This is a genomic window from Nakamurella sp., assembly GCF_044224575.1.
GTDB lineage: Bacteria > Actinomycetota > Actinomycetes > Mycobacteriales > Nakamurellaceae > Nakamurella.
In genome coordinates this window covers 22,263-47,060 of the sequence record NZ_JBGAKE010000033.1, presented here as the reverse complement: position 1 = coordinate 47,060, position 24,798 = coordinate 22,263, and the positions used below count along the sequence as shown (strand labels likewise).

The following is a 24,798-nucleotide window of genomic DNA, read 5'->3' as shown; positions in this document are numbered from 1 at the left end:
GCGGTCGTCCTCGCGCATATCTCCCTCTCTCGGCTGGGCCGGGTCGTCGGCGGCGAACAAGCGGTCATCGAGGCTCTGCTCCGGGCCGTCGGCCCGTCGGGAACGGTGGTGATGCCGGCGCAGTCCTGGCAGCTGTGCGACCCCGAGTACCTGGCCGATCCCGACGTTCCCCGCGAGGTCTGGTCGCTGATTCGCGACAACCTGCCCGCCTACGATCCCGCGGTCACGCCGACCCGGACGATGGGCGCCGTCGCGGAGCTGTTCCGCAGCATTCCGGACGTGGTCCGCAGCGGCCATCCCCACCGGTCGTTCGCCGCGCTGGGACCCCATGCCGCTCAGATCGTCGCCGTGCACGACCTGGACTCGCCCAACGGTGAGCGGTCACCGCTCAAGGCGATGTACGACCTCGACGGGCACACCCTGCTGCTCGGCGTGGGACATGACAAGAGCACGATCCTGCACCTGGCCGAGCACCGCAGCGGCACGTTGACGGAGACAATGCGGAACGGGGCGCCGCTGCTGGTGAACGGCCGGCGTCGGTGGGTGGAGTACGCCGAGATCGTCGTTCAGGACGATGACTTCGATGCCGTCGGGGCGGACTTCGCCCGGGACACGGGCCAGCAGCGCGTCGGGCGGGTAGGGGATGCGACGGCCCGGCTGGTCCCGCAGCGCCCGTTGGTCGACTACGCCGCCCGGTGGTTCGCTGAGCACCGATCCCGCCGGGAGGATCGGGTCCAGCCCGACTGATGTCTCGGGGAGCGCCGTGCCGTGATGAAGAAGCCTCGCCGGGGCCGTGTGATTTCGCCGGTGCAATTGGCCGGCCGACCCCAAGCGGCCGCGGCGCGAAGGGGACGTGTGCGGCCGGACGCCCAATGTCAGCAGTCATGAAATTTCCCAGGTCAGGTCTGGTTTCCGTCACCCAGGAGGTCGAGTTCCGCGGACAGCCAGTGGTCGAGCTGGTCCAGTAGTTGCGGGAGCCGGGCTGCGACCAGAGCAAGCTCGCCGATCAGCCGGTACAGCTGGGCCGGCCCAGTGAACACGCCCGGGTCTCGGGTGCGGTGGTTGAGCTCTCGGACGGCCTCGGCCGCCCGCTCGGCCAGACGCAGGACGTACTCGTCGGCCATGCCGCGCTCCCCGCTGGCCGGCGGCGCAGCGTCTCCCGGCCCGTCCTGTGGTCGGCGGCCAGGTGACCGGCGACCGCGGGGATCGACCAGGCCCTCCGGCGTCGGACGAGTGCCTATGCGTCCCACGTTCGTCCTCCCGAGTGATCGATGAAGCGGAGCCACCCGGCCATGCAAATTTAACCAGCAGGTCTGGGGAAGATTCAGACGAGCGCCATGACAGGGTCCGCGGGTGAACAGCGGTGTGGGCCGGTTCGCCTCGGATGCCTCCAAGCCGCCCCTGGCGAGGGCCAACACGGTTGACTACGACGCGAACTTGAGGCTGGTCGCCACTGAGCTCAATTGGGCGAGGTCCCCGGGTGCCGAATCGATGTCGTCGAGTTCGATGCCGAGGACCTTGCCTCCGAAGGCGAGCAGGTACAAGCGCATCGTCATGCCCGGTATGACGGCGTGGTCCAATGAAGACGGGGGAACTCCACTGAAGAGCCCCGCCACGTCGATCTGCTTTCCATCGATGATGCAGAAGCTTTGGTCGGCGGCCGGTTTCGAGCGCAGATCGATGACGACACCTTGTAAGCCATCGATCTGTACGGGAGCCGGCTGCGTCGCATCAAGGTCGGGCTGCTGCTGAAACCAAGACGCCATTGCCTCCGGTGACGCCCCAGCATCAGGTAGGAGCTCGGTGGAGCAGCCCTCGGGCTCAACAATGCGCGATGGCGAGATCGCAGTGTAGACACCAAGAAAGTCAGATGTGCCCGCATTGACACCAGGGAGGTCATTCTGCGGGGGTACTAGTAAGAAGTTCCCTGGAGTGTCTTCGTAGTTCGACCAACCGGCGATCGGCACGCTATACGTCAATTGCGGATGAAACACTTGGGTTGCGTATTCCGTGCCCGCGAACAGGTCACCCAGACATGAGCCTCCTTCGACGTTCGGGCAGAGTGCTGGCCCGGTGGGTTTCATCGGCGCTGCGGAGGATGACGACGAGGCGGCGGTGTGACTCGACGACTGCGGCGAACTGACTTCTGTACCAGAGGTTCCCCCCGAGGACGATGAGCAGGCCGCACTGACCACGGCGACCACGAGGACAGCGGCCGCGCATCTCGCCGCCCGCAGCCGGCACGTGCGCATGCCGTGACGATCGCCAGTCTCATCACGCGCCGGCCGCATGGCTGCTCCCTCGCCGATCAAGTTAGACAAAGGATCCTCATTTCGCAGCTCGGGCGCTAGCCCAACGAGTCACTGACCGACACGCGAGACCCAACTCGACGGCACAGGTTGTCCGGGATGGTGACCAGGCTGGATTGGGGTGCGGTCATGAACTCCGAGAATCCGCCGTAGGGGTAATCGGCGGACAATTCAGCCGACCCCGGCCGAACCCGAAGTACCCGGCGAAGGTGTAGGCCGGGCAATGCTGGGGGTCGCTGGTCCGACACGCGTGGCAACCGCCGCACGAGCGAGCCGGGTTCACATAGACCCGCTGACCGACCTCGATGCCTCGCACCTGCTCGCCCTTGGCGGCCACCACACCGGCCACGTCGAGACCGTAGATCGATGGCAATGGCGGAAAGGTCAAGTGGGGCCACCACTCCGGCAGAAAGCTCAGGACGTTGCCGAGGTTGGGCACGACGCCGCAGGCCTCGACCTTGATCAGCACGTCCGTCGGACGCGGGGTGGGGATGTCCACCTCGTCCACGACGAAGGGCTCATGGCGCGCGTGCATCCGTGCAGCTCGCATCTTTGCCACTGCAGGTCCTCTCTGTCGGCAGCTGCGCTGCCCGTTTCGAAGGGGTGGCCTTCGTCGATCCCGGGCCTGGCCACTTGTTCGTGCCATCGGTAGCACACCGCAGGCGCAGCCTGCCGTCAAGAGCGGTCCGGGGTGGCCTGACCGGGTGGCTCGAGTGCTCCGGCACCGCCCATCGGCCGGGGTATCGAGGCAGCTCACGGGGGACGTCCGCGGGGTGTCCCGGTCGTCGTGCAAGCCTCCGGCGGCCCAGCACTCGGGCCGGGCTGGCCATTCCGCCTGGCCATCGATAGCATGACCGAAGCGGTCGGACTGCGCTGGAGTGGTCGCCGCCGGATGACGGCAGACGGCGTCGCGGTCGACGTAAGGGTTCGGTCGACGGCCGCGCGGACTGGCCAGGAGATGAGGGGCCATGACGACGGCGCGAGACGTCGCAGAGAAGCTCGGCGTGTCCACGTCGACGGTGGGACGCGCACTGGCCGATGACCCCCGCATCAGCGAATCCACCAGGGCGCGGGTCGTCAAGGCGGCCCGCGAGATGGGCTACGTCGCCAACCATGCCGCCCGGCTGATTCGGGGCGCGGCGAGCGACACGGTCGCCGTCGTCGTCCCCGACATCAGCAACGGCTTCTACGCCACCATCGCCCATGCGTTGTCCGGGGTATTCCTTCGCCATGGGCTGCAAATGATGCTCGGCGAGTCTGCGGACGACCCGGGCGTCGAACTGCGGCACGTGCGGGCCATGGCGGCGTCCAGGGTTGCGGGAGCGCTCATCGTCCCGACCGCCCGGCCGACCGCCGAAACGGTGCGTCTGCTCGCAACCTTTCCGCACGTACAGATGCTGCGCCGGGCAGCGGGGCTCAGCGAGGTCTGGTTCGGCATCGACGACGAGCACGCCGTCCAGCAGGCGACGCAGCACCTCGTCGACCTGGGACATCGACGCATCGCCTTCATCGGCGGGTCGGCCGACCTGTCCACCGGGGCCGCCCGGATCCGTGGCTATCAGCGAGCACTGGCGGCGGCCGATCTCGACCAGGACCCGGACCTGATCCGCCTCGGAGCGCCGGCCTCCGGCGACCTGGGGCCCACGGCCCTGCGGGTCCTCCTCGGCGCGGCAGACCCACCGACGTCGGTCGTCTGTGGATCCGTCCAGGTCACCCGCAGCCTGCTGGAAGAGATCCGGCGGCTGGCGATCTCCGTCCCCTCCGGGCTCGGCGTCGTCGGATTCGGTGACGAACCCGGGTGGTCGTGGTGGGGACCAGGTCTGAGCACGGTCTCCCTGCCCACCGAGCAGCTCGCGGTCTCCAGTGCTCTCTGGTTGATCAACCACATCAGCCAAGGCCTCTCGACGACGGATGTCCGTCCGTATTCATCCACCGCGGCGGGGACACTGGTCGTGCGTGGCAGCGCCACCGACGCAGCCGCCCGCCCCGTCGGGTCCATGGCGCCGGCGGTCGGCGCGCGGATCGCGAAGGAAAGCGCCTCGGCCTAGGGCAGATTCGGTCGCGGCCTTGTCGGCGCTCCTCGATGACCTCACTGGGTGGAAAGCGGCACGTCGAGTCGGTCGCCGAGCGCCGACACCGTCGTGCCCCAGGTCTCCAGGACCACGACTTCAGGTCCGCTCACGTCGAACAGCGCCACCTCGGTATAGACGCGGCTGACGCACCTGGCTCCGGTCAGCGGGTACGTGCAGGACGGGACGAGTTTGGCGGAGCCATCTTTGGCGAACAACCCCATCATCACCAGCACCTCCTTGGCGCCCGTGGCCAGATCCATCGCGCCGCCGACGGCCGGAATGGCATCGGGAGCGCCCGTGTGCCAGTTGGCGATGTCTCCGCGAGCGGAAACCTGGAAGGCACCGAGCACGCAGATGTCAAGGTGACCGCCGCGCATCATGGCGAAGGAGTCGGCCTGGTGGAAGTAGGCGGCACCGGGCAGCTCGGTGACGGGGATCTTGCCGGCGTTGGTCAGGTCCGGGTCGATGTCGTTCCCGTGCGCCTCCGGTCCCATGCCGAGCATGCCGTTCTCGGTGTGCAGCACCACGCCACTGGCCGGGCGCAGGTGGGCGGCGACGCTGGTGGGCTGCCCGATGCCGAGGTTGACGAAGGCGCCGTCAGGAATGTCGCGGGCGACGGTGGCCGCCATTTCCTCGCGTGAGAGCGGTCCGCGATCGAGATGTTCGACGGTGCCGGTTCGAGTGCTCATACGCTGGGCTCCTGTGTCGTCGTGTGCGCCGTCGACAGGTCGACCACATGATCGACGTAGATTCCTGGCGTGACCACTGCCTCCGGATCGAGCGCGCCGGTCTCGACGACCTCGTTGACCTGCACAATCGTGGTCGTCGCCGCCGCCGCCATCACGGGGCCGAAGTTGCGGGCAGTCTTGCGGTAGACCAGGTTGCCGACGCGATCGGCGCGGTGGGCCCCGATCAATGCGACGTCTGCGCCCAACGGCATCTCGAGAATGCACTCGCGGCCGTTGATCACGCGAGTCTCCTTGCCCTGAGCCAGCAGCGTGCCCACACCGGTCGGGCAGTAGAAGGCGGCGATGCCGGCGCCGGCGGCCCGCATCCGCTCGGCCAGCGTGCCTTGCGGCACCACTTCCAGTTCGACACGCCCGGAGCGGTACAGGCCGTCGAAGACCCACGAATCGGACTGGCGCGGGAAGGAACAGACGACCTTGCGCACCCGCCCGGCCGCCAGCAGCGCCGCCAGGCCGGTGTCGCCGTTGCCGGCGTTGTTGCTGATGACGGTGAGCTCATCGGCGCCGTGACGGATGAGGGCGTCGATGAGCATCACCGGCATGCCAGCCATGCCGAAGCCCCCGACGAAGACGGTCGACCCCGGCCGGATGTCGGCGGCGGCGATGGCGGTGTCCGCCGCGTCGCCGCCGACGTGAAAGCGTGTGCGGCTCATCGGCTTGCCTCCTGGTTCTCCAGTACCACGGCCACGCCTTGGCCCACGCCGATGCAGACCGCGGCCACGCCCCAGCGGGTGTCCAGTTCCCGCAGCACCTTCGCCAGCGTGCTCAACACGCGGGCACCGGAGGCGCCCAGCGGGTGGCCGAGGGCGATGGCGCCACCGTAGACGTTGACCACGTCGGGATCGACGTCCCAGGCATCCAGGCAGGCCAGCGATTGCACCGCGAATGCCTCGTTGAGTTCGACGGCGCCGACGTCCGACCAGCGGACGCCGGCGCGCGCGAGGGCGGCATTGGCCGCCTCGACGGGAGCGATGCCGAAGTCCTGCGGGTCGAGGGCATGAACGGCACGTCCGGCGATCCGAGCGAGCGGGGCGCCGCCGAGCAGATCCGCGGCGGCCTCCGATCCGATGACAAGTGCGGCCGCCCCGTCGCTGAGCGGGCTGGCGTTACCGGCGGTGATGGTGCCCTCGGTGGGGCCGCGGAACGCGGGCTTGAGCCGGCTCAGAGCCTCCGGAGTGGATCCGTCGCGGACACACTCGTCGCGCGGCAACTGCACGCCGGCCACGGGGCTGACGAGGTCGTCGAAGAAGCCCTCGGACCAAGCCTGCGCGGCCAGCTGGTGGGAGCGTGCGGCGAAGACATCTTGCCGCTCACGGGAGATGCCCAGCCGCTCGGCCAGCTGTTCGTTGCAGTCACCCAGCGATGCGGTCCACAGCTTCGGCATCGCCGGATTCACCAGACGCCACCCCAGGGTGGTCGACGCCGCGGTCACATCGCCGGCGGGGTAGGCACGTTCGGGCTTGGGCACCACCCATGGGGCGCGGGACATGGACTCGACGCCGCCCGCGACCACGACATCGGCGTCCCCGGCCTCCACGGCGCGGGAGGCAAAGACCGCCGCGTCCAGAGACGAGCCGCACAGCCGATTGACCGTGGTCGCGGGCACCGAGGTGGGCAGGCCGGCGAGCAGGACAGCCATACGGCCGACATTGCGGTTGTCCTCGCCGGCCTGGTTGGCGCAGCCCCAGACGACGTCGTCGATGCGGTCCGGATCGAGCGACGGCACCCGGTCGAGCACCGCGGTCAGCGCGGTGGCGGCCAGGTCGTCGGGGCGGACGCCCGCGAGGGCACCACCAAAGCGTCCGAACGGCGTGCGGGCGCTGGCGTAGAGGTGGCTGGACGGCATGACAGCACGCTAGGCGAGTGACTCATGCTTCGTCCAAGACCAAACGATGGACGATTGATAAGGCAAGTGCATATGTTTCCTCCATGGAGATCCGCCTGCTGCGCTCGTTCGTCGTCCTCGCCGAGGAGCAACACTTCGGGCGTGCCGCCGCGCGGCTGCACATCGCGCAGCCGGCCTTGTCCCAGCAGCTCAAGCAACTGGAGCAGCAGCTGGGGGTGCGCCTGCTCGACAGATCCACCCGACGCGCGGAGCTCACGGAAGCAGGCCGGCTCCTGTCCGAGCGGGCGCGGCAAGCCCTTGCCGTCATCGACCGCACCACCGCCGACCTCGCTCTGGTGAGTGCCGGCCGTGTCGGCCGTGTGCGGCTCGGCTTCGTCGGCACGGCGACCTACGAATTGCTTCCCAGCGTCGCTCGCCGCATGCGCAAGGAACTTCCCGGCCTCGAGCTCGAGCTGCGCGGGGAACTACTGGGCCCCGATCTTCTCGACCGGGTGGTGCGCGACGAGCTCGACGTCGCCGTGCTCCGACCCAGTGGCTCGGCGCCCGCGGGGCTGAGGGTGGAGGAGCTGCGGCGGGAGCCGCTGGTGGTGGTGCTTCCCCGCGACCATCGCTACGCCGCGTGCGAGCATGTCCGCCTGTCCGACCTGGCCGGCGACCCACTTGTGGCGCACCCGTCGGGGCGCAAGTCGACCATGCAGCCACTGGTGTTGGATGCCTGCCGGGCAGCCGGCTTCGAGCCCGAGGTCATCGAGGTGGGCGAGACGGGGACCTTGGTCGCCGTCGTTGCCGCCGGCCTGGGCGTCGGCCTGGTGCCCGAAGCGGTCCGTGCGCTGCAGCTCGACGGGGTGGTCTACCGCCCGCTGACGGGGCCGCCCATCGAGGTGCCGCTGGCCCTGGCCCACCGCGTCGACCCGGTCCCGGCGGTCCGCCGCGCTGCCGCGGTGATCCGCGCCGCCGCCCGGTCGAACGATAATGACCTCCCACCCCGAGGCGACACTTGATCGACGACAGGACATCTCGGTCACCCCACGGCGACCCCCGAGCGGAATTACCTGACCGTGCTAACGTTAGCAAGATCCATCCTTCAGGCGATGACGGCGCGGCACATCGCGGACAGGTTTGAATCTGCCGGTGGCCACGGGGGGTCGCTCGTTGGCGGATGACACGCCGATGATTGAGCAGACACGGCTCCGGGTGGAGCAGAAGGCCGCCCAGCCGGCGTACGTGGTGGCCCCGGTGGTTCAGGCCTTACGCAGCAATCTTGATCGGCTGGCAACAACTACGCACAGGAGCGTCCATGCATCGCGACAAAGGGGTAGTACTGCTGACCGACAGGGCCTGGCCCGACGACGACATCGAACGCCGCATCCTGTTGGACGCAGGCTGGCACTTGTCGCCGGGCCCGCGGATCCGGTGCCGGCCACCGAGATCGAAGCGCTGGTCGACCGGCACAACCCGGTGGCAATCAGGACGTGCTGGGCGAACGTGTCCGCCGACGCAATCCGCCGTGGGTCTGGTTCTGGATCGGATGCGAGGTATCTCTGCCTTCGATCGAGATGTGCGCAACGGCAACTGGAATCCCGCCGGCGCTCGGGTGAGCCGCCTGCGATCCAAGACCGTCGGCATCGTCGGATACGGACGGATAGGACGGGCCACGGCGGGCAAGCTGAGCGGCTTCGGCTGTCGAGTCATCGCCAGCGATCCGAACTTCCACGGGGATGCTGTCGTCGGGGCGAGCTCTTGGACGAGCTACTGGCAGTCTCGGACATCGTCATTCTGCATGCGCCGCTCACACCAGGAACCCACCACCTCATCGGCGCCGAGCAGCTCGCCGGGATGCGTCCAGGAGCGCTGTTGGTGAACGTCAGCAGGGGTGGACTGGTCAATACCGATGCACTGGCTCACGCTCTCGCCTCAGGGCACATCGGGGGTGCTGCACTGGACGTGTTGGAAGATGAGCCGAATGTCGACCAGCGTCTGCGCGATCATCCCGCTGCTGTCATCACTCCGCATGTCGCGTTTTCCTCCGACGAGTCCCTCATCGAACTGCGGACGAAGGCCGCCGAGGACGTGGTGCGCGTCCTCTCCGGAGATTCACCGCGCTACCCCTGCAACACGCCTCTCATGTCCGCCAAGGCATCTGAGCATCTCGGATGATCACTCTGGCGAGAACGTCATTGGACCCCCCGGCATGTCCGGAGACTGTCGCAAACGGTGAGCCCGGCGGGTTGCTGGGCTCGGTGGTGAGCGTAGAACGCGTCCTCGAGTTCGGCGGGTGGGATATCGCCGCAGTACTCGTGCAGACGCCGGTGGTTGTACCAGTCGATCCATTCGGCGGTGGCGAACTCGACGGCGTCGATGCTGCGCCAGGGGCCGCGGTGCCGGATCACTTCGGCCTTGTCCAGGCTGTCCACCGCCTTCCCAAGTTCTGGAGTCTCCGGACTCACCGGGGGGATTCAGCCCCGTCTGGTGCCGAACTCGATGGATAGGTGCCATCTCAGCCCTCAGCCCTCAGCGGTGGCCGCAATGATCTCCTTCCGGTCCGGCGCGGTGAGGTGGGCCGTATTGGCCGCCCGCACCTCGGCGAGCACTGATCTGAAGACCGGCCACAGCTGACCGGGGCCGTCCGGGAACTCCAAGATCCAACGCATTTCCAGCGTCACGCCTTGCTGAGTCTTACCCCCCTTACTCTCGAGCGCCTTGGGCAGCGGATCCGGCCGGTAGATGTTTCCAGGATCACCGGACCGCAGAACGTCGATGGTGGCCGAACCGGTCAACCAGTCCCGGATCAGGTCGGCAGTGGCGGTGGTCGGGTCGGCGCTCTTGCGTCCGTATAGACGGGGGCGGCTGACGCGCTCGGCTTGATAGGGCTCGCCTCTCCAGTGGTCGACGGTGGTTTGCGGCGCCTGGTGGATGCATTCGGCAGCCGACCGGACGAGCTTGATGATCTCCACATCGTCGGCCTGGCCGTTGAAACGCTTGCGCACCCCCGAACTGGCTGAGTCGGAAACCAGCTTATTCGATGCGAATTTGTTGAACAGCTGGACGGCGTTCTTGTCGCTGCCGCTGACGAGGTTGGTCTGTAGCATCGCGCGTCCGATGGCGTGCGATGCCGCCATGGTGAGAATACCCGCCACGACGATCTGGTCGTTGGCCCCCAAACCAAGTTTCTTGAGCTGGGGCAGCTGCAGCAGCTGTTTGGACAGCACGACCACTGCGGCCGCGGCCTCATTGATGGCGGCCAGGGGCTCCCCGTCGGTCTCCGCCTCGGGGATGCTCGCCAGCTGGCTGGCGTAGAGGGGGATGAGGCCGGACGGCAAGACGCCCACCGTGGCCTGGATATACATCATCCAGCTGATGTGCTTTTGCAGCTCTTCGCGCGCCTGGTCACGTTCCTGGTCGTTGCCGGCTCGGGTCAGCCATTTGTCCAGTTGAGCGACCGGAACTCCGGTCATGAATAGCATCGCTCCGTCAATGTTACCCATTGCGCGGTCCGGATTCGCGGAAAGGATCTTGTTGGCGTGCGTGTCTATCGTGGTGGCCATCTGATGGAACGCCGCGTCCGACTTCGGCGCGAGCTCGTCCAGGGCCGGGGTTCCGTATTCGAGGTTGCTCAGCGGGGCATATTTCGCCCCCTTCATGGCGGCCCCGTAGCGGCTGGCCAGCGCGTCGAAGTAGCTCCGACCGTGCTTGGCCATCGTCGTGTCATGATCCGACGACAGTCCGATCTTGTCGCCCAAACCGGTGCTGATCGCGCCCATCTCGCACTTGTCCGGCTGGCCGCCGGCAAAGAAGGTACCGACCAACGGGTCCGGCGCGGGCCCTCCCATCACCTGGCCGAGAGGCGTCGTTGCGTTGCGGGCGATGGTCGGGATCCGCAGTTCCACCTCGAACCCGACCAGTCGCCGAATGATCGCTGCCTCGGGGGCGATACGGCGGCGGACCTGAGTGTCGGACGCGTTCTGCACAGTGTGCGCGAGCTCGTGCGCGAGGACGTGCGGATGTGCCGACGCGGCCGTTCCGCTGCCCAGCACCACATCCCGTCCGACCGTGAAAGCGATCGAACCCATGTTCCGGTTCAGGGCCGCGGCCGGCTGCCCGGAGTGCACGCGGACGTCACCGAGGTTGGTGCCGAACGCGCGTTCCATGGGAGCGCGGACCGTCGTCGGCAGCGGATCACCGGACCCGCGGAGCAGATCCAACATACGGCCGGTTGCGTCCGGAACCGCTCCACCGGATCGCCCGATCGAGGGCGCACCGGCAACGTCGGACCGAGCACGGATCCCGGCGGTGGGGGTCGGTGACGATGGGAGGGCACCCAGGGCTCGGCTGGCCAGCGCGTCGGCCGCGGCCTCAGCCGGGTCATCGACCGAGCCGACCAGGTACGCCGATCTGCGAACCGGGACCGCGTCCATCATCGAAGGCGAGGCTTCGAGCTGGTCGGTCCGCGGCTCGTCCGGGCGTCGGCGCGGGCGGCGTGCCGCTTCGAACGAACTGGTCACCGCGTTACTGTGCGCCGCTCGGCTCGTGAGCACAATCCGTTCAGGCCCACCGGCCGCACACGACCGGCGACCCGGCCGGTGAATGTGATTGCCCTGGCGTGCATCATTCCGCCGGCGACCCTGCGAGCTGCGGGCGATCGGCGATCCAGTCGAGGGTGAGGCTCCTGTTCGAGCGGTCGGGATCTGGTCTGCGGGGCGCGCGTCATTCCTCGGTCGGCTGCCAGGAACCGTGCAGACCGAGCGGGACCCGTTGGGGCAGGGCCACGGTGGCGACCGGGCCGGATGCCGGGTCGGCGGCCGGGATGATCAACAACCGGCTGGTGTGATCGGTCCGGTCGGTGGCGATCGTGGTCCACCACCCGCGGGTCGGGTCGGGGTCACCGGGGAGCGGGACGAACGACTGCTCACCGACCGCGAGGTTGCCGGCGTCCCAGGTGGTGAAGCTGTCGTCCGCGTTGTCGTACCAGCCGAGCATGTCGGCATCCCCGCCGAGCAACTCCCGCCGACCCGACTGCAAGGCGGTGCCGATCACCCGATGATCGGCGGCGGTCTGCCGGTCGTCGACGCGCGGGAACTCCATGCCGCGGTCCGCGAGCGTGGAGACCGTGGCCGATCCCGTCGTCGGGTCCAGCACGAGCCGGGCCAGATCGCTCGCCGCGTGCTCGGAGACCAGCGCGGGTGCCGACCACCGGACGAAGTCCAGCACCACGTTCCCGTCAGGCGTGTCATGGGCGTTGGCGGCGTGCCACATCCAGAACGTCTCACCGGCCAGCCACCGCACCCGGCCGCCGTCGCGGGGGATCAGGGCGATCCGGGTGCCTTCGTCGGGCTCCCAGGACAACAACGACCCGCCGCGGTGGGCACCGGCCAGGTCGAAGAAGAACGGCGCCAGCACCAGCACGACGTAGGTTGCGGTCAGAGCCATGTCGTGCACCATCAGGGGCCGGTCGACACCGGGAACCGGCGTCGGTGATCGCACCACGGTGCCGTCGGGGCCGATCACCGCCCAGGTCAGGTGCGGTGCGGAGAACTGGTAGTTCAGGACCACCATCTCCCCGGTCCGGGGATCGATCTTCGGGTGCGCGGTCATACCGGCCGGCAGGTGGCCGCCGAAGGTTTCACGTCCGAGGGTGGCCAGGTCGTCGTCGATCAGGAACGGGTTGGCCGCCTCGGCCAGGGCGAGCAGCTTGCCACCGTGCCGGACCACGTTGATGTCCGGCATGTCCTTGACCGTGCGGGCAAGGTCCGGGCCGACCTCGTCGGCGGACGGCCGGAACAGGCCGCCGCCGAAGCCGCCCCACAGCGCCCGTCCCGCCCGTTCCTCGGCCGCCAGCGTCGGGGTCCGGACGAAACGGTTGCCGTAGCCGACCTTCCCGTCGCGAATGCGGACCCGGTGCAGCATTCCGTCACCGTCCAGCGGGAAGACGTACCCACCCAGCGGGGAAAACCGAGGGTTCGGCCCGTTGCGGAGGTAGTCGCCGTCGATGCCCTCGGGCAACTCGCCCTCGACCGGCAGGTTGTAGACGTCGATCTCATCGACGGTCGGGGCGAAGACCCCGGACAGGTGGGGTTCGGCGGATATGTCGATCGGCTGTGGAGCCGGTCGGGTGGGCGCGATCATCAGGACTCCTGGAGCATTCGGACCGGTCAGCGGCCGACCGGCGTGGTGGACGGGTTCGACCCGGCCGGACGGGAGGCGCTCGCGGAGACGCTCTTGGTGACCCGGTAGCCCAAAACGACCAGGCCGGCCGGGATCAGCCAGTTCAACACGATGTTCACCGGACCGGTGGCGTTCACCGTACCGTCGGCGACCGACCCGGCCGGGTCCAGGTAGCCGGCCAGGAAGTGGCAGGTCGACATGACCAGCATGATGCCGCCCCACAGCGCGCTGATCTGACGATTGATCGCCCGGAACTTCGGCGAGGCCCAGAATTCCTGCGGCACCGACTCCCTGGCGTACTGCTCCGAGAACGGCACGAACAACGAGGATCCCAGCATCACGATGCCGACCACCACCGCGGCCGCGGCCCGGCCGTCGTCCGCGACCCAGCTGGCCGCCTCGGGTCCGCCGGCGAAGGCGTAGACGGCCAGCGCCCCGAAGATGAGCACCCCGGTCGCGTCGATGGTTTTGATGCCACCGCGGGTGGAGTCGCGCAGCACCATCACCAGCGACACGGCGACGGCGAGCAGCGCCGCGATGCCCGCGACGGCTGCGCCCGCCCGGTGCACGACGACGCTGAACACGATCCAGGGCAGAAAGCTCAGCAGCAGGTTCTTCATGTTCATGGGATGGAGTTCCTTTCGGTGGGGTGGGCCGGGGCAGATCCGGCCCGAGGGGGTGTGCTCAGTGGAGCGGCAGCGACTTCAATTCGGCTTCGCCGCCGGTGCCGGTCGCGTCGGCGTCGGCCTCGATGCGCTCGCCGGTCCCGAAGGCGCGGCGCAACAGGCGGCTCTGTTCCCGGGACAGCCGCGCCGCTACACAGTGCGGCGGCCGTCCGGCGCGATCGGCCCGCATGGCGGCGAGCCGGATCCGGGCCAGGTCGGCGTCGCTCAGGACGAACAGGGCCGATACGCCCGGCCGGATGAGCAACTGCAGCTTTTCGAGGAGCGGGCCCGGCAACCCGATGCGATCCAGGCCGTCCGGTGGCCAGATCGGCCCGCTGAGTCCGGCCAGCGGGGCCAGGAGCACCGCGCCGAACACCAGACCCCAAAAAGCGCCGGACAACTCGGCGGATCCGTCGGCCGTGCCGCACTGGTAGCCGCTGGGCCGACCGTGGTCCGGTGGCCATTGCACGACGGCGCTGTCGCTGATCCGGAGCCGACCCTGCCGTTGGGCGCTCTCGCAGGAGCGGAGCGCGAGGGCCGCGGCGTCCGCGGTGCCGAAGATCCAGACGGACAGCGTTGCCACGGACGTCGAACGGCTGTCCGCGATCGCATGTCGCTTGCCTGCCGGAATCGTCGTATTGCTCATGGACCGCAGGATGCGCACCGCCACTTCAATTCAACTTCAACGGCTCGTCGGGACGGCGGAGGTCGGCCCCCGGGACGGCGGAGGTCCGCCGACGGCCTTCGTTTACCATCGGGAACCGATGCGGGTCGTCGGCGTGCGCGGCCGGGTCCGGACGGCGGGCGGGTGAGAGCGAGGGGCCGGTGCTGCGGTTTCGCGATCTCGGGCCGCTGCTCGTGGAGAACGACGGCATCGCCCGTCCGGTGGGCGGCGCCAGGCTGGAGGCGGCGCTGGGGCTGTTGCTGATCCACGCCGATCGCCCGGTCAGCACGGACGCTCTCATCGACGCCGTGTGGGGTGACCAGGCCACCAGCCGGTCCGCCTCGACGTTGGATTCGCACATCTTTCGGCTGCGTCGACGCCTGGAGCCGGACCGTTCTGCCGGCCGGGTCGCCGCCGTCGTGGTCCGGGAGCCGGGTGGCTACCGGCTCGCCGTCCGGCCGGACCAGGTCGATTCGCTACTGCTGGCCGAGCTCGCGGACACGGCCGCCGGCCTGCTGGATGCGGGAGCCGCGCCCGAGGCACTGCGGGCCGCGGAGGCGGGCATCGCGTTGTGGCGCGGCCGGCCGCTCGGGCGGCAGGCCGATCGGGAATGGGCGCTGGCCGCCGTCGCCAGGGCGGAGCAGATCCGCGGTGCGCTGCGGCAGACGCTCGCCGGAGCCCTGCTGGCCACCGGGGCGGCCGACCGCGCACTGGCCGAACTGGAGGTGATGCTGGCCGAGGAGCCGTTGCGGGAGCGGCTCTGGGCGCTGCGGATCGCCGCTTTTCGGCAGACCGGTCGCCGGTCCGACGCGCTGCGTGCCTATGCCGACGCCCGGTCCGTCCTCGTGGGCGAACTCGGTCTGGAACCGGGAGCGGAGCTGCAGCGATTGCACGCCCGGCTGCTGGACGACGAGCCGGCACCTTCCGCGGAGCCCGCCCTTTCGGCACCCCCGCCGCCGTCGCTGGCGGCGTCGTCGCGTCGGTCGGCCGGCAGCGCGGCCGGTGGTCACGGTCTGGTCGGCCGGTCCGAGGAGACGCGTTCGCTGCTGTCGGCTGTCCGTCCTGGATGCATGGTCACCGTGGTCGGGCCGGCGGGCTGCGGGAAGACGAGGCTTGCCCTGGAGATCCGGCGGCGAGCGGCCGGGAACTTCGAGCATGGAATCTGTTTCGTCGACCTCATGGCCGCGGCGCCGGGTCGCGTGCTCGACACCATCACCTCCGGGCTCGGTCTGCCGCTCGGGACCGGGTCCGCCGATCCGGTTGCGGACCTTGCGCGGATGCTGGCCGGCCGCCGGCTGCTGCTGATCCTGGACAACTGCGAACACGTGCTCGACGACGTGGCGGAACTCGTGGAGCCGCTGCTCGACCTCGCGGGGGTCGACGCACCGAGCCTGCTGGCCACCAGCCGAGAACCGTTGGGCGTGGCCGGGGAGGATCTGTTCTGGCTGGAGCCGCTGCCGCGCGCCGATGCGGCCGAACTGCTGCGGGAGCGGCTCGCCGCGGCGGGCACCCCGGTCGATCTCGACGACCCGACGTCGACGCTCGCGATCGCCGAGATCGTCGATGCCGTCGACGGCCTCCCGCTCGCTCTCGAGCTCGCCGCGGGCCGGGCGCGGGCCTACACCCTGCTCGAGATCGCAGGTCAGGTTCGTACCGACGCCGGGACGCTGAGCCGGGTCGGCCGCCCTCGCGGTGCGCGCCACCATCGCACCGTGTTCGACGCCGTGGATACGAGCTACCGCGACCTGCCGTCGCCTGCCGCCGCGCTGCACCGGGCGGCGTCCGCGGTGCCGGGACCCTTCACGGCCGAGCTGGCGGCCGGGCTCCTCGGCTGCACCCAGGCTGCCGTTGCGGACGAGATCGCCGGCCTGGTCCATCGTTCGCTGCTCAGCCCCCGAGCGCCTGCCCGAGCACAAGGGTCAACCCGGTTCGCGCAACTCGCCATCGTCCGAGGACACGCAGTCCAGGTCGCCCGCCGAGCGGGCGAGGAACCGGCCCAGGTCCGCGACCGCTGGATCGAGCGGCTCGTGCGCAGGCGTCCGCGTCTGGGATCAAGTGCGCAGGCCACCTGGTTCCAAGTCCTCGAGGATGACCTGGCCGCGCTGCGGGCCACCCTGCAACACATCCTGGTCGACTCGCCGGCCGGGGCCGGGCCGGGGATCGCCGCCCGGCTGGGCTTCTTCTGGGCGTTCAACGGCATGCCGATCGAAGGCATGAGCTGGTTGGAGGCGGCCGACCGATCCCCGGTCCCGGCCGACACGGTCGCCGACCGGGTGCTCCTGGACCTGGCCCTGGCGTGCGAACTGCTCGTCCGCGGTGAGCTGGTCGAGGGACGCGATCGCGTCCGAGCCGGGCTGGCCGGCGCCCGCGGAGCCACCGGAGCCGATGCCGTCGACATCGCGGAGGCAATTGCCGTCCTGACCGGACCGCTTCGAGTCGTCGGCGACGCCGTCCTGCTGGCCGAGGCGGCCGACACCGTGGCCGGGCTGGCGACGGATCGGCAACCGCTGGAGATCATCGTCCGGCACACGCGGCTGATCAGGGACCTGGTTGCGTCGCCGGGCGACGACCTGGTCGGTCCCTTGCGGCAGCTGCACGACGACGCCCGCCGCGCCGACAACCACCACGCCGCCTGGTCGGCGGCCGCCGCCGCGGCCCGGCTGTTGCTCCGCGACGGACGGCATCGCGAAGCCCTCCCGGTTGCCCGGGACGCGCTCTGGGCAACGGTCCGGTCCGGACTGCGGACCAACATCTTCGTCCTCGAGATCTACGGCACTGCACTGGCTCTCACCGGTGACGAGGCCGGAGCGTTACGCGTCTTCGGGGCCGCCGAGGCGCAGCACGGAGGGACCGGTCGGGCCTGGCCGCCGAACGAGACCGTCGCCGGCATGCTGGCCGGCCTTGCCGCAAGGCTCGGCCAGGATGCGGTCGATCAGGCCCGGAGTGCCGGCGTCGACACCACCGTCGCCCACTTCGTCGGGTCCTGACCGATCGGCGCACCGGCGTCGACACCACCGTCGCCCACTTCGTCGGGTCCTGACCGATCGGCGCGCCGGCGGTGACGGCCTGCGGCCGGCCGAAACCGGGCGTCGACGCCGCGGCCGTCGTCCAGCCGGACGGCGGCGCCTGGTCGGGAGCCATTTTCCACCGGTCGGGCGATGCCGTGATATCCGATTCGTGAACGCCTGTCGGCGTCGCGCTCATCTCGGCTTGACGACCATCGTGGTCGGTGAGGTGCCGGGCGCGCCGACCACGTCACGGTGCTGCTCGTGGAAGGTCTGGCCGCGCCGGCGGCAATCGTCCGACGCCTGGCCGTACGTCGGGCGTTGTTGTCATCCTTGATCCCGAAGTGCCGTCGTGGTGGATCTTCTCGGCGCGGCCCGCGGGTTGTCATTGCGACACAACGGTCGTCCGTGGCGTTCACCGGCCGGCATCGAGACCCCGCCGATCGATGGCCTTGCGCCTCGTCGGCAGCTCGCCGAGAACCCGTGTCCGGAATTTCCGGTATCTGCGGGTCTGGTCGGGTCATCCGTCAAGTGGCAGCGGACGCCCGGCGTCCGACCCCAACAACCCGAGGGAGTGCCATGGCAGAAGATCCGCAGGGGGCCGACCCCCACAACGAGCGACGAACCGAAGGGTTCGGGCCCTTCATGGTCGGTGATGACCTGAGGACGGGCCTGATCGAGACGGCCACCCGAGGACCCAAGGCGGTCCAGTACACCGAGGTGAACGGGCGACCGCTGGTGGAGGGCGACATCGTCCTCAACCTCATTTCGCCCGACGAAGCGGCCGCGCTGGGCGATCCCGCGCAGGCGGGCGTCATCATTCCCGGCGCGCAGTTCCGGTGGCCCGCCGGCGTCGTCCCGTACGAGATCGACAATGGCCTGCCCGACCAGGGCAGGGTCACCAACGCGATCGCGCATTGGGAACGGAACACCAGGATCCGCTTCGTCCGGCGGACCGCGGCCAACCAGGCCCAGTACCCCGACTTCGTTCGGTTCGTCCCGGGCGACGGCTGCAGCTCGAACGTCGGCCGCCGCGGCAACCAACAGGACATCACGCTGGGCGACGGCTGCGAATTCGGCGCGGCCGTCCACGAGATCGCACACGCCGTCGGGGCCTGGCACGAGCAGAGCCGGGAGGACCGGGACACGTTCGTGCGCATCAACTTCGACAACATTCAGGCCGGTCGGGCGCACAACTTCAACCAGCACATCACCGACGGCGACGACGTCGGCCCGTACGACTACCACTCGATCATGCACTACCCGCGGTGGGCCTTTTCGGCCAACGGCCGCGACACCATCGAGCCGCTCGTCGATGTGGCCATCGGGCAGCGCGATGGATTGAGCCCCGGCGACTGCCAGGCCGTGCGGACCATGTACGCGAACCTGGAACCGGCGGCCGTCTTCCGCGGCGTCCAGTTCGTCGGCACCGTCGCCGCCGGTCAGACCGGCCGGTGGTTCACCCATAGTTGGCCGGCGGCCTGGTGGGTGGAATGGACGGCCATCCCGACCGGCCCGGTCGTGGACGGTCCGGCCCAACTCGAATGGTCGGTGCAGATCGATCGGCAATCGGGTGGGTTGCTCAAGTACTTCATCAACGTCACCAACCTGACCGGGGGCGCGGTGACCTTCGAAGCCAGGTACGACGTCCTCGGCTGGTCTCCGACGTTCCAATGAACCGCGAATTCACCGAACGGAGCTGGAGTTGACTCAGACACCGCACCTTGAGCCGGTCGATATCGACGCCGGCCCGGCCCCCGCACTCGCCGGGGCCGGCAGCCCGACCGTCCCACTCGAACCCTCGGCCTCGATTGCCGAGGTGTTCGACGGCGGCGCGGCCCCGGCCGAGGACCCGGCGGGCGACCACGCCGCCGCCACCTTCGGCCCAGCGACCGTCGGGGAGGCGGCGGCCGCGATCGACGGCGGCGCGGCGCCCGCCGACCTCGGTCCGCTCGCCGCCGCCGGACCCGACGGTCACGGCGACGAGCCGGTCGACGCCGGGGTGGCGCCCACCGCCGGCTGACCCCCGACCCATCCATCCATGACATCACCGACCGACATCATCGACAAGGAGTGCAGAACATGAGGTTTGGCGTGCAGTTTCGCGGACAGGTGCCGGCCGGGGCGACCCGTACCTGGTTCACCCACAGCTGGCCGGAGTCGTGGCGGGTGCTCTGGCAGGCCGTCCCAACCTGGCCGATGGTCGACGGGCCGGCACAGCTGGAGTGGAAGATCAAGGTCGATCGTCAGGCCGCCGGTCTGGTGAAATACTTCATCGAGGTGCGTAACCTGACGGGCGGGCCGGTCGATTTCGAGGCCCGTTATGCGGTCCTGAACTGAGCTTTGGGCGGGGAATGGACGTCTCTGGATTCGTGGTGATCGAGCCGGACCAGCCGGCCGCGGACGGCGCAGTCGTGACCGTCCGGCTGCTGGATGTATCCCGGCTCGATGCCGCGTCGGAGACATTGGGCGAGACCGTCGTGGGGCCAATTGCGCACCCGGCCGGCGAGCGCACCATGGTGCCGTTCTCGATGACCGTCACGACGCCGACCGGCGCCTCCAGCGACCTGACGCTGGAGGCGCGGGTCGCGGTGACGCCCGGACCCCGGGCCAGCGCCTCCGGGGTCGAACCGTCCGATCTGGTCACCACGACGAGCAACCCGGTCGCCAAGGATGGCGCGTCCGGAATCGTCCTTCGGGTCCGGCCGGCCCGGCGCTCGCCATGATCGGTAGGGGACCGGGGCGTCCAGCGTCGCGAGCCGACGGGCCTGCGGTGATCAGGCAGTCTCGGTTCGGGCGGCCCCTCGGGCGGGCCGTGCGGCGGCATATGCGACCACCTCCCATCGCTGCCGGTGACGGGCTGGCTCGCCGCCAGTGACCGTCCGAAGGGGTCCTGCTACACCCCGGTGCGACGATCAAGAAGGCCAAATCCAGACGCGAGGGGACGGTCGGGTCGGCCCGGTGCGCGATCGCGAAGAAGTTTGAGGCGCACAGCGCCGGTCGGGTCGGCAGGTGCGCGATCGCGACGCGCGCCGAGATCATCGCCGGATGGGGGCTCGTCAGCCGCCGCAGGTCGGGAGCCCGGAGCCTCATCAAGTCCGAAGACCCCTGATAGGCCTGCTCAGGCCAGCTGAAGCAGATCCCGCAGCTGTCGACGGCCTGTCAGGTTCAGCTTGATGAACACGTTGCGCAGGTGGTACTCGACGGTCTTGCTGGAGACGAACAGGGCCTTGGCGATCTCCGGATTCGTCCAGCCCCGGCCGACCAGGGCGGCCACCTCGCGTTCCTTGATCGTCAACCTGTCGAGGACGTCCCGATGCCCGCCAGCATCTGTCGCGACGAAAAGCTGCTCCATCCGCTGCTGGGCGCGGTTCGCGAGCGGCACAAAGCCCATCCGGTCCAGGGTCCGGATCGACGACTCCAAGCTCAGGCGCGCGGCCGCCTGGTCGCCACTCTCGTACTGGGCGTCGCCCAGGGCTCGCAGCACCAGGCCGGTGTAAACGTTGCGCCGGTCCTCGAAGTCCGGATGGGCGACCGCCTCAGTCAGGATCGTCAGCGCGACTGCGCGGTCCCCCCGGCGACGGGCCATCCGCCCGCGCAGCCAGGCGACGGCCGTGTCGCGCATCGAGCCCGGCACGCTCTCCACCGCGGCCAGGCGGTCGATGGTGGCCGCCGCCTCCGCGCTGCGGCCGGTCACCAGTTGGGCGTCGGCCAGCGCCGGTAGCCACCAGAGAGCGAAGAGGTCCGTCCGCGGCTGATCGGTCGACCGCCGCAGCAATGGCTTGAGCTGGGCGATCACCTCCGAGAACGCACCCTCCGACCAGGCGATCGTCGCCCGTGCAAGTACTTGGTGGAAGGACGGTCCGAGGAAGTCCGAACGCGCCGACAGCCGGACCGATTCGGCGAGTTCCCCCCGTGCGGAGGAAGTCTCGCCGTGCAGGGCCAGACCGATCGCGGACGCCGACCGGAGCGCGGCGTGGTCGTACGGACGACCGTAGACGTCGGCCAGCTCGGTGGCCACGGCCAGGGTCTGCGCCGCGGCCTCCCACAGCCCGACCACGCGCTGGCACCAGGACAGGTGAATGTGGGCCGTCACCCCGAACACCGCGACCCGCGTTGCCTCGCGCCGTCTTGCGGCGACCGTCAGATCGGCGATGGCGCCGTCGAACCGGCCGAGGACACCGCGGAGCGTCCCCCGGAAGGTCAGGCCCGTCAGATCGCCTTCGGCGCACAGGGCCGGGGCCGCCGGCAAGTGGTCCAACTCGGTCAGGGCGGCCGTCGGGCCGTCGACGATCGCCCGCCCGAACGCGCCGGTGGCCACGGCCAGCCGTTCGATATCGGGCCGGTCGGCCAGTGCCCGGGCCTGCGCGGACGCGCGGACCGCGTTCTCGCCGTCGAACAGCACGACTGCGATGACGGCCTTTTCGATGGCGAGCCGGGCATGCAGCCCGGCCGGAGCATCGGCGGGGCACCCCCGCCCGGCGCGCTCGAGCAGCTGCATCGCGGTCGCCGGCTCCCCGCGGGACAACGCCAGCAAGGCCTGCGCCTCGTCCCGTTCCCAGGACGGTGGCAACACCTCGACCCTGGACGCGAGGTCCAGCGCGTCCTGTCCACGGCCGGCCTGGACCAGGAGTCGGACGGTCTCGGTCAACCGCGCCGCCTGGGCCCCGTCGTCGCCGGCCGCCTCGGACGCCCAGAGCGTGTACTGGCCGGCCCGCACCAGATTGCCGGCGTTGATCTCGATGTCGGCCTCGGCGCCCAGGGCTCGGGCCAGGTTCGGGTCGGGGCCGGCGCGGGCGGCCACCAGGTGGGCCAGGCGGTCACCGGTGTTCGTGCTGGCGCGGGCGGCGGACTCGTGCAGCCGGCGGAGGGTGCGGGCGTCCAGAGTGCCGGCGACCGCATCGGCCAGCGTCGGGTTGACGAACTGCACCGAGTCGGTCCCGACCCGCCGCACCAGGCGACCACCCACCAGCGGCTCGATCAGCTCGTCGGGTGCCCCATCGACCGCGGCGACGGCGATGACTGTGGCGAGGTCGACGGGGGAAGCCAGCACGCCGAGCGCTTCGAGCACCGCTCGGCTGCCGGGGGGCAACCGCCCGACGATCGCGCGGATGGCCCCGTCCAGCGCCGTCGGGGCGGGCGCGGACGCCCCGGCCATCCACTGCGGGTCGGTGAGCATCGCCCAGGCCATAGTCGGGTTGCCCGACGTCCACGCGGCCAGCCGGGCGGCCGCGTCGTCACGGACGGCGCCCTCGAAGCCGAGGTACCGCTGAACCAGTCGGCCCAGATCGGCCAGGTCGAGACCGTCCAGCGTCAGGGTCTGGATCCCGGCATGGCCGCCCACGATCGCAGGCGCACCAGGATCAACCGATCGGCCGGTGGTGACGACGACGCAGACCGGGTCGGCGACGAGCCTGCGAATCAGGAATCGCAGCACAGCCGCGGATTCGCGGTCCGCGCGATGGAGGTCGTCCACCAGCAGCAAGATCGGGGAATCAGTGGCACCGATCGACAGTGCCTCCAACAGCGCCATGCCGACGGCAACCGGGTCGCCCTCGGCGCTGATCCGAGCCCAGTCCAGCTCGTGCCGTCCTCCCCGCAGGGCCAGGGCCAGCTGGCTGATCAGGCCATACGGCAGCTCGGCCTCGTCCGGGAACGCAGTCATCGCGATCGTCCGGAATTCACCACACCGGCGGCCGAATTCCCCCAGCAACGCCGACTTTCCGATCCCGGGCGGACCATGGACACCGACCACGGCGGGCCGGCCGGACAGTGCCTGCGCCGCCGCCGCCTGCATCCGCTCAAGCTCGTCGGCCCGGCCGACGAAGATCGACTCGTTGGCGCGACGGCTCTGACTAGGCATCAATGCCGACCTTCCGCTGCGCCACGCGACCAGGGCTCCGGCCGATCATAAAGTCACGAGATCCGCATTGGACTGTTGGACGACTCGAGAGGCGATAGATGTCCACCCCGTGGAGGGACGTCGTCGCTCTTCAGTACGACCCTCTCGACCGGGTCCGCGCTCCGGTTCACGATCTCGATGTTCGGCAGACTAGGGATTATGCCTGGGGTGCGACGCGTCCCGGTGCCGGAGTATTTCCCCATCGAGCGGCCACCGGGGCCGCTGACCAGTAGGGGAGATCATCATGGCGGCAACGGCTTTCAGGTCCACCCGAGCATCGCGACCGGCGTCGGGCGCGGCCCTGCGGCGTACCGTGATCATGTCGACGCTCGTCGGCGGCCTGTTGCTCGGCGGCGCCGCCGGCGCGACCGCGGCGTTCGCGGACACCCCCAACGATCCCGTGGGCGTGTCGGTCACCGAGCAGCCGGCCGCGGCGCCGGGTGACGCGGCCGCCGGTGACGATCAGATGAGCATCCAGTCCAGCCGTCGATTCACGATCTACAACTACAGCGGGCATCAGTTGCGCCTGGCGAAGATCGAGGGCGACCAGCGGTTCGAGGGCAAACCGAGCGTCGGCGAGGTCATCCAGCCGGGCGGCAGCCAGATCGTCGAGGTCACCTACGTCTACATGTCCACTCAGCGCGACGACTTCACCTACGACGTGTTGGGCGACAACGGCACGAGCCTCGGGACCGTCAGGGCCCACCTCGAGCTGAAGTCGTCGGGCTTCTCCAACCCGAGCCAGTCGACCAGTGCAAGCGTGTCCGACAGCAATCTGTCGGAGACCAGCACCACAAGCAACTCGGTGACGTTCATGGACAAGGCCACCACGCACGTCGCAGCCGCCACCTCCGCGCAGGGCGCCAGCCTGCTCGCCCAGTACTGCGGCGGCGGCACACCCAGCGCCACCTGCTCGTTCGCCCCGACCGGCGTGGCCAAGGACGCCTGGGGACCCAAGCATCTGGTGGGCACCCCGGTGTTCAACAACACGTCGCGGGCGACGAACTGGACCGAGTACCGCACCGACGAGACGCAGAGCGTCACCAACAACATCGAGGTCAGCGGGAACGCCGAGTTCCAGCTCGGCAAAGTGGTGAAGGTCGGGGTGAGCACAACCTACGGGTACTCGTGGACGGACTCGGTCGCCCGCGGGCAGACCCTGCACCTGGAGTTCGACCCCTACACGCTGAACTGGGTCGACTCGACGAACCCGGTCATCCGGTACACCGGCGATTTCACGGTCAAGCTGGGCAACACCACCTGGCAGATCACCGGTGCCACCTACGAGGTGCCGGACCCGACCCGCTCGCCGAGCTACGTCATGCAGGGCCGGGCGATGACCGACCAGGAGAGGCGCGACCTCGCCCCGACCGTGCAGACCGTCACCACGGCCGCGCTTGCCGAGATCGGGTAAGCGGACAACGACC

Annotated in this window: 20 protein-coding genes and 2 pseudogenes; 10 read left to right on the top strand and 12 right to left on the bottom strand. The window is 69.6% G+C overall.

Annotated elements, in window-relative coordinates; all coding sequences use genetic code 11:
* Positions 1-747 (top strand): aminoglycoside N(3)-acetyltransferase (locus tag ACILSK_RS24030; protein WP_395729716.1); only part of this gene is annotated, 747 nt, incomplete at its 5' end.
* 152 nt (positions 748-899) lie between these two features.
* Here the strand turns inward: ACILSK_RS24030 and ACILSK_RS24025 are convergent.
* From ACILSK_RS24025 to ACILSK_RS24015, 3 genes are all read right to left on the bottom strand, one after another.
* Positions 900-1,124, bottom strand: a complete 225-nt coding sequence (locus ACILSK_RS24025) for a hypothetical protein (RefSeq protein ID WP_395729715.1) — start codon at positions 1,122-1,124, stop codon at positions 900-902.
* A gap of 300 nt (positions 1,125-1,424) precedes the next feature.
* Positions 1,425-2,084 carry a hypothetical protein gene (locus tag ACILSK_RS24020; RefSeq protein ID WP_395729714.1) on the bottom strand — a complete coding sequence of 220 codons (660 nt, stop codon included), beginning with the start codon at positions 2,082-2,084 and terminating at the stop codon, positions 1,425-1,427.
* A 352-nt stretch (positions 2,085-2,436) separates the two neighbouring features.
* The gene (locus tag ACILSK_RS24015; RefSeq protein WP_395729713.1) at positions 2,437-2,859 is read right to left on the bottom strand and encodes an alcohol dehydrogenase catalytic domain-containing protein; all 423 of its coding nucleotides are present in this window, start codon (positions 2,857-2,859) and stop codon (positions 2,437-2,439) included.
* A 418-nt stretch (positions 2,860-3,277) separates the two neighbouring features.
* On the opposite strand from ACILSK_RS24015, the gene ACILSK_RS24010 reads away from it, so the two are divergent.
* Entirely contained in the window at positions 3,278-4,357 is a 1,080-nt protein-coding gene (locus ACILSK_RS24010) for a LacI family DNA-binding transcriptional regulator (RefSeq protein ID WP_395729712.1), read from the top strand.
* 41 nt (positions 4,358-4,398) lie between these two features.
* On the opposite strand, the gene ACILSK_RS24005 is transcribed toward ACILSK_RS24010, so the two are convergent.
* Genes ACILSK_RS24005 through ACILSK_RS23995 form a run of 3 tightly spaced genes read right to left on the bottom strand, consistent with a single transcriptional unit; the run spans position 4,399 to position 6,973 of the window.
* Positions 4,399-5,070: a 3-oxoacid CoA-transferase subunit B gene (locus ACILSK_RS24005; RefSeq protein WP_395729711.1), complete on the bottom strand. Its 672-nt coding sequence runs from the start codon at positions 5,068-5,070 to the stop codon at positions 4,399-4,401.
* On the bottom strand, positions 5,067-5,717 hold the full coding sequence (locus ACILSK_RS24000; protein WP_395729718.1) for a 3-oxoacid CoA-transferase subunit A: 651 nt from the start codon (positions 5,715-5,717) through the stop codon (positions 5,067-5,069). The genes ACILSK_RS24005 and ACILSK_RS24000 overlap by 4 nt, the downstream gene beginning before the upstream one ends.
* Before the next feature lie 59 nt (positions 5,718-5,776).
* Entirely contained in the window at positions 5,777-6,973 is a 1,197-nt protein-coding gene (locus tag ACILSK_RS23995; RefSeq protein WP_395729710.1) for a thiolase family protein, read from the bottom strand.
* Positions 6,974-7,056: 83 nt separating this feature from the next.
* On the opposite strand from ACILSK_RS23995, the gene ACILSK_RS23990 reads away from it, so the two are divergent.
* Together ACILSK_RS23990 and ACILSK_RS23985 are read left to right on the top strand one after the other, a co-directional pair.
* The gene (locus ACILSK_RS23990; protein WP_395729709.1) at positions 7,057-7,974 is read left to right on the top strand and encodes a LysR family transcriptional regulator; all 918 of its coding nucleotides are present in this window, start codon (positions 7,057-7,059) and stop codon (positions 7,972-7,974) included.
* 296 nt (positions 7,975-8,270) lie between these two features.
* Positions 8,271-9,130, top strand: a pseudogene (locus ACILSK_RS23985) (NAD(P)-dependent oxidoreductase).
* A 17-nt stretch (positions 9,131-9,147) separates the two neighbouring features.
* Here ACILSK_RS23985 and ACILSK_RS23980 read toward each other — a convergent pair.
* From ACILSK_RS23980 to ACILSK_RS23960, 5 genes and pseudogenes are all read right to left on the bottom strand, one after another.
* A pseudogene (locus tag ACILSK_RS23980) lies at positions 9,148-9,378 on the bottom strand (integrase core domain-containing protein); the annotation flags it as partial.
* 99 nt (positions 9,379-9,477) lie between these two features.
* A complete protein-coding gene (locus tag ACILSK_RS23975; RefSeq protein WP_395729708.1) occupies positions 9,478-11,475 on the bottom strand; it encodes a DUF4157 domain-containing protein in 1,998 nt (665 codons plus the stop codon).
* A 202-nt stretch (positions 11,476-11,677) separates the two neighbouring features.
* Positions 11,678-13,096, bottom strand: a complete 1,419-nt coding sequence (locus tag ACILSK_RS23970; RefSeq protein ID WP_395729707.1) for a carotenoid oxygenase family protein — start codon at positions 13,094-13,096, stop codon at positions 11,678-11,680.
* A 26-nt stretch (positions 13,097-13,122) separates the two neighbouring features.
* The gene (locus ACILSK_RS23965; RefSeq protein ID WP_395729706.1) at positions 13,123-13,761 is read right to left on the bottom strand and encodes a hypothetical protein; all 639 of its coding nucleotides are present in this window, start codon (positions 13,759-13,761) and stop codon (positions 13,123-13,125) included.
* A gap of 58 nt (positions 13,762-13,819) precedes the next feature.
* On the bottom strand, positions 13,820-14,446 hold the full coding sequence (locus ACILSK_RS23960) for a DUF1269 domain-containing protein (protein WP_395729705.1): 627 nt from the start codon (positions 14,444-14,446) through the stop codon (positions 13,820-13,822).
* 179 nt (positions 14,447-14,625) lie between these two features.
* On the opposite strand from ACILSK_RS23960, the gene ACILSK_RS23955 reads away from it, so the two are divergent.
* The 5 genes from ACILSK_RS23955 (at position 14,626) to ACILSK_RS23935 (ending at position 20,195) form a co-directional block, all read left to right on the top strand.
* Positions 14,626-17,451, top strand: coding sequence for an AfsR/SARP family transcriptional regulator (locus ACILSK_RS23955; protein WP_395729704.1), 2,826 nt, complete (start codon positions 14,626-14,628; stop codon positions 17,449-17,451).
* Between the two features lie 597 nt (positions 17,452-18,048).
* Positions 18,049-19,146 carry a M12 family metallopeptidase gene (locus ACILSK_RS23950; protein WP_395729703.1) on the top strand — a complete coding sequence of 366 codons (1,098 nt, stop codon included), beginning with the start codon at positions 18,049-18,051 and terminating at the stop codon, positions 19,144-19,146.
* 28 nt (positions 19,147-19,174) lie between these two features.
* Positions 19,175-19,492, top strand: a complete 318-nt coding sequence (locus ACILSK_RS23945) for a hypothetical protein (RefSeq protein ID WP_395729702.1) — start codon at positions 19,175-19,177, stop codon at positions 19,490-19,492.
* 59 nt (positions 19,493-19,551) lie between these two features.
* The gene (locus ACILSK_RS23940; RefSeq protein WP_395729701.1) at positions 19,552-19,809 is read left to right on the top strand and encodes a hypothetical protein; all 258 of its coding nucleotides are present in this window, start codon (positions 19,552-19,554) and stop codon (positions 19,807-19,809) included.
* Between the two features lie 14 nt (positions 19,810-19,823).
* Entirely contained in the window at positions 19,824-20,195 is a 372-nt protein-coding gene (locus ACILSK_RS23935; protein WP_395729700.1) for a YbaY family lipoprotein, read from the top strand.
* A gap of 395 nt (positions 20,196-20,590) precedes the next feature.
* Here the strand turns inward: ACILSK_RS23935 and ACILSK_RS23930 are convergent, their stop codons facing one another.
* Positions 20,591-23,332 carry an AAA family ATPase gene (locus ACILSK_RS23930; RefSeq protein ID WP_395729699.1) on the bottom strand — a complete coding sequence of 914 codons (2,742 nt, stop codon included), beginning with the start codon at positions 23,330-23,332 and terminating at the stop codon, positions 20,591-20,593.
* A 358-nt stretch (positions 23,333-23,690) separates the two neighbouring features.
* On the opposite strand from ACILSK_RS23930, the gene ACILSK_RS23925 reads away from it, so the two are divergent.
* Positions 23,691-24,785, top strand: coding sequence for a hypothetical protein (locus ACILSK_RS23925; protein ID WP_395729698.1), 1,095 nt, complete (start codon positions 23,691-23,693; stop codon positions 24,783-24,785).
* Positions 24,786-24,798: the final 13 nt, after the last annotated feature.